General features: G+C 66.4%; 11 protein-coding genes and 1 tRNA gene. 3 read left to right on the forward strand and 9 right to left on the reverse strand.

Annotation, left to right across the window (positions count from 1 at the left end; genetic code table 11):
* Window positions 1–64 precede the first annotated feature (64 nt).
* The 3 genes from HF684_RS16345 to HF684_RS16355 all read right to left on the reverse strand — a co-directional run bounded on the left by HF684_RS16345 (window position 65) and on the right by HF684_RS16355 (window position 1,588).
* Window positions 65–304: an alpha/beta hydrolase gene (locus HF684_RS16345; protein ID WP_211168018.1), complete on the reverse strand. Its 240-nt coding sequence runs from the start codon at window positions 302–304 to the stop codon at window positions 65–67.
* Window positions 305–475: 171 nt separating this feature from the next.
* A complete protein-coding gene (locus HF684_RS16350) occupies window positions 476–1,273 on the reverse strand; it encodes an SDR family oxidoreductase (protein ID WP_169253335.1) in 798 nt (265 codons plus the stop codon).
* 242 nt (window positions 1,274–1,515) lie between these two features.
* Window positions 1,516–1,588, reverse strand: a tRNA-Arg gene (locus HF684_RS16355).
* Between the two features lie 75 nt (window positions 1,589–1,663).
* Between HF684_RS16355 and HF684_RS16360 the strand changes: the two genes are divergently transcribed.
* The gene (locus HF684_RS16360; protein ID WP_169253336.1) at window positions 1,664–1,846 is read left to right on the forward strand and encodes a hypothetical protein; all 183 of its coding nucleotides are present in this window, start codon (window positions 1,664–1,666) and stop codon (window positions 1,844–1,846) included.
* A gap of 116 nt (window positions 1,847–1,962) precedes the next feature.
* The gene (locus HF684_RS16365) at window positions 1,963–3,795 is read left to right on the forward strand and encodes a phosphoenolpyruvate carboxykinase (GTP) (RefSeq protein WP_169253337.1); all 1,833 of its coding nucleotides are present in this window, start codon (window positions 1,963–1,965) and stop codon (window positions 3,793–3,795) included.
* A gap of 450 nt (window positions 3,796–4,245) precedes the next feature.
* On the opposite strand, the gene HF684_RS16370 is transcribed toward HF684_RS16365, so the two are convergent.
* The 4 genes from HF684_RS16370 to HF684_RS16385 all read right to left on the reverse strand — a co-directional run bounded on the left by HF684_RS16370 (window position 4,246) and on the right by HF684_RS16385 (window position 9,229).
* Window positions 4,246–4,479 carry a hypothetical protein gene (locus tag HF684_RS16370; protein ID WP_169253338.1) on the reverse strand — a complete coding sequence of 78 codons (234 nt, stop codon included), beginning with the start codon at window positions 4,477–4,479 and terminating at the stop codon, window positions 4,246–4,248.
* Window positions 4,476–5,903 (reverse strand): inorganic phosphate transporter, encoded by a 1,428-nt coding sequence (locus tag HF684_RS16375; protein ID WP_169253339.1) that lies wholly within the window; start codon window positions 5,901–5,903, stop codon window positions 4,476–4,478. Before HF684_RS16375 ends, HF684_RS16370 begins: the two co-directional genes overlap by 4 nt.
* 331 nt (window positions 5,904–6,234) lie before the next feature.
* The gene (locus HF684_RS16380; RefSeq protein ID WP_169253340.1) at window positions 6,235–7,665 is read right to left on the reverse strand and encodes an aspartate aminotransferase family protein; all 1,431 of its coding nucleotides are present in this window, start codon (window positions 7,663–7,665) and stop codon (window positions 6,235–6,237) included.
* Between the two features lie 79 nt (window positions 7,666–7,744).
* On the reverse strand, window positions 7,745–9,229 hold the full coding sequence (locus HF684_RS16385) for a CoA-acylating methylmalonate-semialdehyde dehydrogenase (RefSeq protein ID WP_169253341.1): 1,485 nt from the start codon (window positions 9,227–9,229) through the stop codon (window positions 7,745–7,747).
* Window positions 9,230–9,342: 113 nt separating this feature from the next.
* Here HF684_RS16385 and HF684_RS16390 point away from each other — a divergent pair, with 113 nt between their 5' ends.
* Window positions 9,343–11,100 carry a PucR family transcriptional regulator gene (locus tag HF684_RS16390; RefSeq protein ID WP_248278999.1) on the forward strand — a complete coding sequence of 586 codons (1,758 nt, stop codon included), beginning with the start codon at window positions 9,343–9,345 and terminating at the stop codon, window positions 11,098–11,100.
* Window positions 11,101–11,213: 113 nt separating this feature from the next.
* On the opposite strand, the gene HF684_RS16395 is transcribed toward HF684_RS16390, so the two are convergent.
* Together HF684_RS16395 and HF684_RS16400 are read right to left on the reverse strand one after the other, a co-directional pair.
* A complete protein-coding gene (locus HF684_RS16395; protein ID WP_169253342.1) occupies window positions 11,214–12,218 on the reverse strand; it encodes an Ldh family oxidoreductase in 1,005 nt (334 codons plus the stop codon).
* 133 nt (window positions 12,219–12,351) lie between these two features.
* Window positions 12,352–13,437: a proline racemase family protein gene (locus HF684_RS16400; protein ID WP_169253343.1), complete on the reverse strand. Its 1,086-nt coding sequence runs from the start codon at window positions 13,435–13,437 to the stop codon at window positions 12,352–12,354.
* Between the last annotated feature and the right edge of the window lie 107 nt (window positions 13,438–13,544).

The following is a 13,544-nucleotide window of genomic DNA, read 5'->3' on the forward strand; positions in this document are numbered from 1 at the left end:
CAGGGATCCAGGAGCTGGCGACCTCCCCTATGTGGCGACCGCCTCGGCGAGGTTCGGCGTCACCTCACAGAGAGCGAGCGAAGTCGAGCAGCGCCGAATTGAACGCTTCCGGCTGCTCGATATTGGCGGCGTGCCCGTCATCGGGAATGACGATCGACGAGCCGATCGGAGCCAGCGACGCCGCCGCCGCATGGGAAGCGGACCAATATTCGCTCTCGGCGCCGGCGACGAACAGGACGGGCACAGCGGTGCCTTCGACGACCGGTCGCCAATCGGCTCGGGTGGCCGGTCTCGGCCAACGCATCGACCTGATACCGCCAGCTCGTCGCCGGGGCTCTGAACCCGGCGAGCAGCACGACGGGCCGCCCGGAGGGATCACCGGTCTCCGTCCATTCGAGTCGGATTCCGTCATCGCAGATCATTGTGCCCATACGCGCACTCTAGCGGAGGCGCCCGGAGGCGGTCCGCGACAAGATCAGTATTCGCTGATCTGGTATGGCGGACGCGGCGTACCGGATGATGCCGTGACACCCCCGTCGACGGGAATCACGGTTCCGGTGATGTAAGCGGCATCGGCGCCGGCGAGGAACAGTGCGACGCGTGCGACGTCGTCGGGTTCACCCGGCCGGTCGAGCGCAAGGCGATTGCGCAGCGCTTCCCAGAACACCGGATCGTCGAGTCGCGATTGCGTCTGTGCGGTCCGCATGAAGCCCGGCGCGATCGCATTGACGCGGACTCCATCCCGCCCCAGATCGAGCGCCATCGACTGAACAAGGAGATTCACCGCACCTTTGGTCGCGTTGTAACCGACCTGGTTCCAGTCCCCTCCGACTCCCGAGACCGAAGAGATGGCGATGAAGCTGCCCTTCGTCTCGCGCAGACTCGGCACAACCTCCCGGGCAAGGGCGATGAGGCCGTCGAGATTGATCGAACGCATCCGCGTCCACGACTCCTCGTCGAGGTCGTCGATAGTTCCTGGCAGCGAGACTCCCGCATTGGCGATGACCACGTCGATGCGTCCCCACCGTTCACGAACGGCTCCGACCGTGCGAGCGATGTCCGCCGGACTGCTCATATCTGCGCGACTGATCAGGACCCTGTCTTCTGGCGCACCGGCACACGTCTCCTGCAGCGACTCTTCGGTTCGGCCGCAGACGGCCACGTTCGCCCCGTGTTCGAGGAAGGCCCGAGCGATCGCCCGGCCGATCCCCGAGCCGGCACCGGTCACCAGAATCACACTGTTGTCATAGGGATAAGACGCCCAGGATGCCATCTCCGCTCCTCCGCGGCTCGAATTCGTCGTCGATGAGCAGCCGTGTTCCCGCCGCCGTCGACGCTATTTGTCCTGACAATCGTATCGCGATCACTCTCTGCGACCACCGCAGCGGCCGGCACAGGGCTGCGCGCTCGAAAGGACCCGTCGCCGCCGTGCATCCGGGCGCATGCGCGCATTCGGCCCATAACCCAAAAAAGTCCCTCACCAGCAATCCTGCCAGGTGAGGGACTCTCGTTCTGTGCGCCACGAGGGATTCGAACCCCCAACCTTCTGATCCGTAGTCAGATGCTCTATCCGTTGAGCTAGTGGCGCATGTCGCCCGGACTCTCGCCCTGCAACTCGAACAACTATACACACCCGCCTCACCGAAGCTCAAATCGTCTCCACGTGCGCTTCGCCACATTCGCACTCAAGGCCAGAGCCGCCTCGGCGAGAGGGGATGAAATCGCAGATTTCAGCGGTCGATCATCGCTGAAAGAACACATCAATCAATTGAAACAACACGTCAGTGAATTGCTGCTTTCACGTCAATCGACCTTTGGCTGTGATCTAATGCACATCTTCGAGTGACCGAAACGCGCGTTTTTCGCTTCCGCTCCCATCCTACGGTGGATATGTACCAACCGCTCGACGGACGCCAGCCGCCGGAGACGAAACCCCACACACGACCCACCAGGAGACCACTCATGACTGTCCTCGACCATGATGTCGTCGCTGACCAGCTGAAGAACGCACCGACCGAGAACAAGTCGGTGCTCTCGTTCGTCAGCCGGATCGCCGCCCTGACCACCCCGGACGACATCGTCTGGATCGATGGTTCCGAAGCACAGAAGAACGAGATTGCTGAGAAGCTCGTCGAGGCCGGCACCATTCAGCGTGTCAACGGCACCAAGGACTCCTACTACGCGGCCTCCGACCCCGAGGACGTCGCCCGCGTCGAGGGCCGGACCTACATCTGCTCCGAAGACGAGAAGGACGCCGGTCCGCTCAACAACTGGGTCGCTCCCGCGGAGATGAAGGAAACCCTCAACCCGCTGTTCGAAGGCGCGATGCGCGGACGCACCATGTACGTCATCCCCTTCGTCATGGGCCACGCCGAGGCGGACCAGCCGATGTTCGGCATTGAGGTCACCGATTCGGCCTACGTCGTCCTCTCCATGCTCGTCATGGCTCGCTCGGGCAAATACGCCCTCGATGCGATCGACGCCCAGGACGCGAAGTTCGTCGAGTGCGTCCACTCCGTCGGTGCTCCGCTCGAGCCCGGTCAGGACGATGTCGCCTGGCCCTGCAACACCACCAAGTACATCACCCACTTCCCCGAAGATCGCGCCATCTGGTCCTTCGGTTCCGGCTACGGCGGCAACGCCCTGCTGGGCAAGAAGTGCTACGCGCTGCGCATCGCCTCGGCGATCGCCCGCGACGAGGGCTGGCTGGCCGAGCACATGCTCATCCTCAAGCTGACGAACCCCGAAGGCGTCGTCAAGTACGTCGCCGCCGCGTTCCCGTCGGCCTGCGGCAAGACCAACCTCGCCATGATCGAACCGACCATCCCCGGGTGGAAGGCCGAGACCCTCGGTGACGACATCGCATGGATGCGCTTCGGCGAGGACGGCCAGCTCTACGCCGTCAACCCCGAGTTCGGGCTCTTCGGTGTCGCCCCGGGCACCGGCTACACCACGAACCCGACCGCGATGCGCGCCATCGAGGCAGGCGGCAACATCTTCACCAACGTCGCACTGACCGACGACGGTGACGTGTGGTGGGAAGGCAAGACCGACGAGGCACCTGCTCACCTCACCGACTGGAGGGGCAACGACTGGACGCCTGAGTCGGATACCCCCGCCGCTCACCCGAACTCGCGTTTCTGCACCCCGATCGCGAACGTTCCGACCCTGGCTCCCGAGTGGACCAACCCGAACGGTGTGCCGATCTCGGCCATCCTCTTCGGCGGTCGCCGCAAGACCACGATGCCGCTCGTGACCGAGACCCAGGACTGGACCCACGGTGTGTTCATGGGTTCGGTGCTCTCCTCGGAGACCACCGCGGCCGCCACCGGTGCCGTCGGCGTCGTCCGCCGCGACCCGATGGCGATGCGCCCGTTCATCGGCTACAACGTCGGTGACTACCTGCAGCACTGGATCAACATCGGCAACACCGAGGGTGCCCAGCTGCCGAAGATCTTCTACGTCAACTGGTTCCGCCGCGACGACGACAACTCGTTCCTGTGGCCCGGATTCTCCGAGAACTCGCGCGTTCTCAAATGGGTCTTCGAACGCGTCACCGGCACCGCCGATGCTCAGGAATCCCCGCTCGGCCTCACCCCGGTCGAAGGCGGCCTGGACACCGAGGGCCTCGACTTCACCGACGAGCAGCTGCGCAAGGCTCTCGCCATCAAGCCCGAAGAGTGGGAGACCGAACTCGGCCTCATCGAGGAATGGTACGCCGAACTCGGCGATTCGGTTCCGGCCGAGCTCCGCGCCGAGGTCGACAACCTCCGCCAGCGCCTCGGCCTCGCCTGAGCCGTTCGGCTGGTTTGCAGGCTGCCTGAGCCGTCTGGCTGCTTCGCTGGGCTGATCTGCCGACGGACTGAGCCGCCCGTTCGCCGACGATCCCCCAACCGCCGCCGAGGTGGTTGGGGGATCGTCGTATTCCGTGACAGTTGGGAGGCCTGCACCCCTCACCTTTGGTGCCGACTGTCGCAGTTACTCCCAAGGCACGAACATAGGTACCTGTTCACCACGGGGCATCCCTCACCGCCGCTGTCGCTGAGCACCGGTGGAAGCAAAACGTCGTCGCAGCGTCACAGTGCACCGTTGCAGTTGTATGCGCTGCAGCTAAGGGTGAAGGATGGCGCGCCAAAGGGTGGACGTGACCCTACCGGTGAGTGATGGTCGTCCAAAGCGGCTGCCGACGGCAGGTGCTGCCGACGGCAGGCAGTGGCCGACGGCAGGCGATCGCCGCCCGAGTCGTCAGGCGCCGTGGAGAGCCGGGACGATGAGGTAGACGCCGAGCAGCACGACTGCTCCGCAGATTCCGAAGACCGTCCAGTAGGCGACCGGCAGCCCTGCGCTGCTGCGGCCCTCGTCGACCCGATCGAGATGTGTCGCGCGCATGCGCACGGCAACGGAGAACAGCGTGATGACGATGATGGCCGAGACCCATGTCGCGGCCGCAACGATGGCGAAGGAACTCCACTCGATCATTTCGCGTCTCCCTGATCGCTCGCATCTGCCCGACTCGCATCGGCTCCGGTGTTCGAGGCACGCCCCGAATCGGCGCCGGACGCCGGTCCGGAGGTCGAGCCGGACGCCGAACCGGTCGACGATCCTGTCGTCGCCTCGGCGGGAACGGCCCCGTTCTTCTTGGCGTGACGATGAGCCCGGCGCTTCTCTTTGGCCGCCTGCTTCTCTGCCCAGGCCTCGTACCGGGCCTCCCGCTTCTCCTGAGCGCGTTTGCGGTTGCGGTCCTTGCGCAGCTTCCGCTTGCGGCCGCGGATGTTGACCGCCTCACCCACGGTGTCGAAGTTCGAGATGTCCGTCTCCTCGACCTGACGGGAGCTGAGGTAGATCCAGAGCACTACGATAACGGCGATGACCGTGTCGATGACGACGCCGATCGTGCCCAGGTGAGCGATGCCGGCGGCCAGCCCGCCGACGATCGCGGCGGCCGGAATCGTCAGCAGCCAACCGGAGGCGATCCGTCCGGCCGTCGACCACTGGACATCGGCGCCCTTGCGGCCCAGTCCCGAACCGAGCACCGAGCCGGAGGCGACCTGCGTCGTCGACAGAGCGAAGCCGAGGTGCGAGGAGGCGAGGATGGCCGCGGCCGTCGACGTCTCGGCCGACAGGCCCTGCGCGGCCTTGACCGTCGTCAGCTTCGTGCCGAGAGTGTCGATGATGCGCCAACCGCCGACGTATGTGCCCAACGCGATCGCCAGAGCACACGCCGTGATCACCCAGATGTGCGGACCGGTGCCGTGCTCCTGCAGGTTCGCGGAGACGAGGACGAGGGTGATGACGCCCATCGTCTTCTGCGCGTCGTTCGTGCCGTGGGCGAGCGCCACCAGCGAGGACGAGAAGATCTGCCCGTACTTGAACGGTGCACGGCGAGCGGTCTTGCCTTCCTCGTTGCGGCGGGTGATCGCGTAGGCGATCTTCGTACACAGGTAGGCGCTGAAGCCGGCGATGAGCGGAGCCGCCAGAGCCGGGATGACGACCTTCGACAGGAACACGCCGTAGTCGACGGAGTTGAGTCCGGCACCGACGATGGCCGCACCGATGAGGCCGCCGAAGAGTGCATGGGACGAGGAGGACGGAAGGCCGAAGCGCCATGTCGCCATATTCCAGATGATGGCGCCGATGAGACCGGCGAGGATGAAATCAGGAGTGATCTGGACTCCCCCGCCGCCTTCTTTGATGATGCCGCCGGAGATGGTCTTGGCCACCTCGGTGGAGAGGAAGGCGCCGACGAGGTTGAGGATCGCAGCGAGCGTGACCGCAGTCTTGGGTTTGATGGCCCCGGTCGCGATCGGGGTGGCCATGGCATTGGCCGTATCGTGAAAGCCATTGGTGAAGTCGAAGAACAGTGCCAGTGCGATGACGAGCACGACGACGAAGATGATTTCCACTAATCGACCTTGGGTGTAGACACTATTCGGACCGTGGATGATGCAGCTGACGGCCAGCAATCACTATCCCGCAGAAGTCTACCCACAGATTCAACTGCTCTTCACCCGCAATTCGACCCTACTCCACCTCATTCACCTTTTGTTCACTTCTGACGTGCGCAAACGGGCCCCGCCCGGAATGTGAGTGCAATAGCACTCACATTCCGAACGGGGCCCGAACACCGCAATTCCCTCGCCGAGGCGGCTCCCCGCTTCCCGCTGTCATCCGCGGAAACCGTGGCCGACCCACCCGCGGAATCCGCGGCAGCACATCGCCGAGGCGACGCCTCGGTCACGCGTGACGAATCTGCTCCGTGACGTACCGATCCGCGACGTCGAGTGCCCGATCCAGGGCGGCGAGCCCGAACCTGACATCCTCATCCGGGGTGTTCAGCGGCGGCACGACATGGATTCGGTTGAAGTTCGCGAACGGCAGCACGCCTTCGGCCTTGAGAGCTGCGATGACTTCGTTCATCTCCGGCGAGCTGCCGCCGTAGGCCGCCAGCGGCTCCTTCGTCGTCCGGTCCTTCACGAGCTCGATCGCCCAGAAGCAGCCCATCCCCCGCACATCCCCGACCGAGGGGTGACGCCCAGCGATCTCCCGCAGACCCGGGCCGATGATGTCCTCGCCGAGGCGGTCGGCGTTGGCGATCATTCCCTCGTCCTCCATCGCGGTGATCGTCGCGACCGCTGCCGCACAGGCGAGCGGATGTCCCGAATAGGTCAGTCCGCCCGGGTAGGCCCGGTCGCGAAAGGTCTCGAAGATCGCGTCCGAGATGGCGACCCCGCCGAGCGGGACATATCCGGAGTTCACTCCTTTGGCGAAGGTGATGAGATCCGGGGTGACGCCCCAGCGGTCGAGGGCGAACCAGCGACCGGTGCGGCCGAAGCCGGCCATCACCTCGTCGGCGATGAAGACGATCCCGTACTTCGCCGTCAGCTCGCGCACGCCGGCGAGGTAACCGGCCGGTGGGGCGTAGATCCCTGCGGTGCCAGGCACGGTCTCGAGGATGAGTGCGGCGATGTTGCCGGGCCCCTCGAGGGTGATCATGTCTTCGAGGTGGGCCAGCGCCCGCTGCGTCTCCTCGGCCTCGGACGTCGAGTTGAAGTACGACCGATACGGGTAGGCGGGCATGAAGTGAACGATGCCCTCAGCGGAGTAGTCGTTGGCGAACCGGCGCGGGTCACCGGTGACGTTGACGGCCAGCTGCGTGCCGCCGTGGTAGCTGCGGTAGGCCGAAAGCACCTTCGACCGCCCCGTGTGCAGCCGGGCCATCCGGATCGCGTGCTCGTTGGCGTCGGCTCCCCCGTTGGTGAAGAACACGTGGTCGAGGTCGCCCGGGGTGCGTTCGGCGATGAGTCGGGCCGCCTCGGAGCGGGCGTCGTTGACGTGCTGCGGCGCGATCGTGCACAGCCGGCCCGCCTGCTCCTGGATAGCGGCGACGACGGCCGGGTGCTGGTGGCCGATATTGGTGTTGACCAGCTGCGATGACATGTCGAGCAGCTTCCGGCCCTCACCGTCCCAGACATAGGAGCCTGCAGCGTCGATGACCGTCATCGGGTCGAACGGTCCCTGTGCCTGCCAGGAGTGGAAGACGTGCGCCCGGTCGAGTTCGTGGGCACGTCGCCCGGCCTCGATACGGTCAGGGCCGATCCTGTCGGCGCCGGTGCGATCAGCGTCGAGGTGCGATTCGGTGAGCGGGGAATCCGCGGTGGTGGTCATGGCTGCTCCTTCGCCGAGGTGGTTCGTCGTTGCGTGAACGTCCGCCCCGTGATCGGGGCGGACGTCCGTGGTGGTCTGTTCAGTCGTTGGTCGGGAACCCGAGGTTGAGTCCGCCGTGGCTGGGGTCGAGCCAGCGGGAGGTCACGACTTTTCCGCGGGTGAAGAAGTGGACGCCTTCGTCGCCGTAGGCGTGGGTGTCGCCGAACAGCGAGTTCTTCCACCCGCCGAAGGAGTAGTAGCCCACGGGCACGGGGATCGGCACATTGATGCCGACCATGCCGACCTCGACTTCGTTCTCGTAGCGGCGGGCCGCTCCCCCGTCGTTGGTGAAGATCGCGGTGCCGTTGCCGTACGGGTTGGCGTTGATGAGGTCGAGGCCCTCGTCGTAGCCGGGGACGCGAACGACGCAGAGTACGGGGCCGAAGATCTCATCGCGATAGATCGACATGTCCGGGGTGACGTCGTCGAACAGAGTCGGGTTGAGGAAGAACCCCTCGGCCGGGACGTTCTCCCGACCGTCGAGGACGACCGTTGCTCCCGCCTCGGCGCCGGCATCGATGTAGCCGGCGACCTTATCGCGGTGGGCCGCGGTGACGAGCGGTCCCATGTCCGGCTCGGTCGCCCCGTCGCCCACGCGCAGGGTCGTGGTGCGCTCGGCGATCTTCGCCACGAGCTCATCGGCGATGGAGTCGACGGCGACGACCACGGAGATCGCCATGCAGCGCTCACCGGCTGCCCCGTAGCCGGCGTTGACGGCGGCGTCGGCGGTGAGGTCGAGGTCCGCATCGGGCAGGACGAGCATGTGGTTCTTCGCTCCGCCGAGCGCCTGGACGCGTTTGCCGGCGGCCGTGCCGTTCTCGTAGACGTATTGTGCGATCGGGGTCGATCCGACGAAGGACACCGAGGCGACGTCGGGGCTCTCAAGGATCGTGTCGACGGCTTCCTTGTCGCCGTGGACGACGTTGAACACGCCGTCGGGCAGGCCCGCTTCCTTCCACAGCTCGGCGAGCCAGTTCGCGGCCGTCGGGTCCTTCTCGGAGGGCTTGAGCACGACGGTGTTGCCGGTCGCGATGGCGACGGGGAAGAACCACATCGGGACCATGGCCGGGAAGTTGAAGGGCGAGATGATCGCGGAGACGCCGATCGGCTGGCGCAGGGAGTGGACGTCGATGTTCGTCGAGGCGTTCTCCGTGTGACCGCCGCGCAGGTGGCCGGCGATGCCGCAGGCGTATTCGACGACCTCCTGACCGCGGGCGACCTCGCCGAGGGCGTCGGAGACGACCTTGCCGTGTTCGGCGGTGATGATCTCGGCCAGCTCCTGCTTGCGCGCATTGAGCAGCTCGCGGAAGTTGAAGAGGACAGCGGTCCGCTTGGCCAGGGATGTGTCGCGCCAGGCGGGGAAGGCGGCCGAGGCCGCGGCGATCGCCGATTCCACGGTCGCCTTCGAGCCCAGTGCCACCTGGCCGCTGACGACTCCGGTGGCGGGGTTCGTGATGTCGCCGAGGCGGGTGTCGGTGTCCGCGGTGACGGTCTGTCCGTTGATCCAATGGGTCAGCGTTGCCATGTGGTGTCCTTCTGCGTCGTCGGTGCGTCGGTTGAGTCCATCTTCGGTCGGCACCGCCGATCCCAACAGTGTCACAGTGTCAGACCTTTTCGCTCAGGCTTTACACTGTGTCAATGGATACTGCAATGGATTCGGGTGGGCTGTCTCTGAGCATCGCCGGTCTGCTCGAGTTCGAGGAGATCAGCGTCGCCGGCCCGCAGGTGATCGCCGGCGACGCACGTCTCGATCGGGCGATCCGCTGGGTCCACATCGCCGATTCCGAACACGTCGAGCGGTTCCTCGAAGGTGGGGAGCTCGTGCTCACCACGGCAATGGCCTTTCGCCACCGCCCCGAGGCGATGTCCGAGTTCCTCGACCAGCTCGAGCGGGCGGCAGCGGCGGGCACGATCATCGAACTCGTCGACGAGGACTCGGCCTTCGACGAGGCGGCGGGCGCGATCGTGCGGGAGGCCGCCTCGGCGAGAGAGCTGCCCGTCGTGGTGCTCCCGCACCGGGTCAAGTTCGTGAAGATCACGGAGTTCGCCCATCGACGTCTCCTCGCGCAGCAGATCTCCCAGCTCGAACATGCCCGGGAGATCCACGAGACGTACACGCAGCTGAGTCTGTATCGGGCCGGGGCGCAGACGATCGTCGACCGCACGGCCGAGCTGCTGGGGACTCCGGTGATCCTCGAGGACGTCGTCCACCGGGTGCTCGCTCATGCGGGGCGAGGGTCGGCGACGCTGGCGCAGAAGTGGGCGGGCCTCGTCACCGGGACGAGCACCGAGCCCGGGGTGGCGGCCGCGGCGGATTGGCGGCAGACGCCGGTCGGGATGCGGGCACGCCGGTGGGGACGGCTCGTCGTGCCCCGCCCGGCCGAGTCGACGGCGGCCCTCGACCAGATCGTCGAACGGGCCGGAGAGGCACTGACGCTGACCCGCATGGCCGATCGGGACGAACAGGATCTGCTGCTGCAGGCGCAGAGCGGTCTGATCAGGGAGATCTCGGATTCCGACGGTCTCGACGACCGTGCGGCCCTCGAGCGCGCTCGGTCGCTGGGATTCTCTCCGGCACCCGGTGCGGAGTTCCTTCCCGTCGTCGTCCGCCTCGACCGGGATTCCGACACCGATCCGACGCGCGTTCAGCTGCAGGAGCGTGGGCTGACCCAGGAGGTCGTCGCCGCCGCGGCCCGTGTGGGCTCGGCCTGCCTGGTGACGAGCCTGCAGTCGGGAGTCTTCGGGTTCGTCCTCGCTGCGGCCAGCACCAGTGCCGGATCGGGCGGACGCCGTTCGCGCCGACCGGGCGGAACAGAGACGTCGGGCCGATCAGAGACGTCTGGCAGCCCGGAAGCCGAGCAGCTCCTCGCCGGCCTTCTGCATGAGGTCGAGGAGTATGCGGCCAGCTGGGTGGTCGGCGTCGGGCGCGGCAGCGCATCACTGTGCGGTGCGGTCGCCGGGCTCGACTCCGCATCGCAGGTCGCCGAGGTGGCAGCGACGCTCGATGTGCGCGAGCGCTCGTTCTACCGCTCCTCCGACGTCCGGCTCCGGGGCCTGCTCTCCCTCTTCGCCGATGACTCTCGAATGCGGGCCTTCGCCGAGGGCGAGCTCGGCCCCCTGCTCGGCGATGCCCCCGGCCGCTCCACGAGCGCGGCAGAAAACAGCGGTGATGTGACCCGTCGTTCCCCTGCCGATGAGGGTCTGCTCGACTTCCTCGAGCTCCACCTCGCGCACGGCGGGAACATCTCGGCGATGGCGCGGGCCGAGTATCTGTCCCGACCCGCGCTCTACGCACGGATGACGAAGCTGCAGAACCGCCTCGGCGTCTCACTCGATGATGCGGAGTCGCGCACGGCGCTGCATGTGGCGCTGCTGTGGTGGCGGATGCACGGCTGAAGGGCGGTGCCGGTGAGCCCGCGATGGCTCCGGCGGCCGGGTCAGTGAGCCCGCTGTGGCTCCGGTGGCCCGGTCAGTGAGCCCGCGATGGCTCCGGTGGCCGGGTCAGTGAGTCATTCGAAGAGGGAGCGGATCAAATCCGTGACGGGGATACCTCGGTCGGCCGCCTCGGCGCGATTGACGTAGCGACGATCGCCGGGCTGACGGTCCATGCCCGCGTCGCGGAGCATATCGACGAATTCGCGGACTCGGCCCAGGTAGGCGTCGTTGCCGCCGCGCTCGGGGTCGATGACGATGAAGAGCTGACCGGTGCGGAAGGTGTGGGCACCGTCGGGGGCCTCCGCGTCGATCTCGTAGGTGAAGGCACCGCCGGTCAGCCCGGCCGCCAGCGTTTCGATCATGAACGACAGCAGTGCACCCTTATGCCCGCCGATGGGCCGGATTCCGCCGCCGTCGAGGATGGCGCTGGGATCCGTGGTGTCCGCACCGGTCGAGTCGACCCCGGTCCCGACCGGAACGTCCCGGCCCTCGGCCCGCAGCAGCTGCAGGTCCCCGTGGGACATCGACGACGTGGAGAAGTCGAAGACGATCGGGGCCGCACCAGCCACGGGAGTGGCGAAGCCGAACGGGTTGGTGCTGAAGACCGGGCGCGTGGCCCCTTCGGGAACCACGGCGAGCTTGCCGCTGGCGATCATGCCCATCGCCACCCGCCCCTCGCGGGCAAAGGCTTCGAGGTCGGGCCACAGAGCACTGAAGTGATGGGTGCTGCGCAGGGCGATGACAGCGACGCCGGACTCGGCAAGCACCTCGTCGATCGTCGGGCGCGCCTCGGCGAGTGCGGGTTGGGCGAAGCCGTTGCGTCCGTCGATGCGGATATAGGAGGGGCCGACAACGTCGATGTTCGGCTCCGCAGCCCCGTCCGCCCAGCCGCGGGTCAGCGAATCGAGGTAGCCGGCAACCCGGAAGACTCCGTGGCTGAGGGTGCCGTCGCGTTCACAGGTGGCGCAGTTGGTCGCCAGCACTTCGGCGACCGAAGGCGAAGCGCCGGCGGCCACGAGCTTCGCTTCGATGGCCGAGACAAGGTCGTCGAAAGAGATTCGGTCGGGTTCATTCGTCATTGTGTGCTCCTCATGTGCGACTGATCGTGTCGGCGTCGACCACGGCCCTTACTCAGCAGACTATCGTTCGATCGGTCATCGGCCCTGCGGATCCTTGTCCGTTCCTCGGTTCTCGTCTGCCGGTTCTCAGTTCTCATCTGCCGGGTCCCGCAGCGCTCGTGCCGCCGCTCCAGATGTCACCGACGGTAAAGCCGATCGGGAACGGATCGTCGGGCTCGAGGACGAGCTGCTGGAATCCGGTGATCCATCCGCGCCCGGTGATCGAGGGGATCACGGCCGGCAGTCCGCCGATCTCGGTCTCTTCCTTCACCACGGCGGTGAAGGTCGTTCCCAGCATCGATTCGTGGACGAATCGCTGACCGACGGCCAGTTCGCCGCGGGCGTGCTTGGCTGCGACTCGGCCGCTCGTGCCGGTGCCGCAGGGCGAACGGTCGAACGTCCCCGTCCACGTGCTCGGATCGTCGAGGTCGACGATGCCGTTGGGCAGGACGACCGCATTGCGTCCGTCGGTGCCCGCTGTGCGGGCGGGCCCGTGGATCAGCGGCAGACCGATCGAGTCGATCTCCGGGATGAGGGGATGCCTCACCTCGAAGGTCTCGTTCGCCGCCTGCCGCATCACGCTGGCCGCTCTGATGATCTCCTCGGCATTGCCCGGATCAAGATCCACGCCGAGGCTGTCTGCCGCAGTCTGCACGTAGAACTGACCCCCGAATACGATGTCGACGGGGATCGTCCCATACCCCGGCACCTCGAGTGGCAGGTCGAGTCCGTGGACGAATGCCGGGACGTTGTCGAAGGTCACCGACGTTGCTCGGCCCGCTTCCACCTCGGCGCGGACCGTGACGATGCCGGCGGCGGTATCGATGCGCAGCTCGGTGACCGGTTCGCTGACGTCGACGGATCCGGTCTCGATCAGCGCCGTGACTGTGCAGATGAGGTTCGACCCCGACATCGGCTTGAACCCACCCTGTTCCATGACGATCATTCCGAAATCGCAGCTCGGATCTGTCGCAGGCACGACGATCGGCGAGCACAGGCCCGGATAGCCGCGGGGTTCGTGGAGGATGAGCTGCCGGAAGTCGTCGAGGTGCTCTTCGCAGTAGCGGAGCTTCTCGGCCATCGTCGCCCCTTTGACCCGCAGTCCCGACCCGATGAGCACGCGGCCGGGTTCGCCGGCCGCGTGGACATCGACGGCCTGGATGAGCTGTCTGTTCCTCACGGTCCTTCCTCTCTGCTCGAGCCTCAGTCCTCGGCTTCGATGACGTGTGGTGCGGTCATGGACCTCTCTTCTTCTCGAATGGGCTATGAGTGTCGGCGGGAATGTAT

The sequence above is a fragment of the Brevibacterium sp. 'Marine' genome (assembly GCF_012844365.1).
Classification (GTDB): domain Bacteria; phylum Actinomycetota; class Actinomycetes; order Actinomycetales; family Brevibacteriaceae; genus Brevibacterium.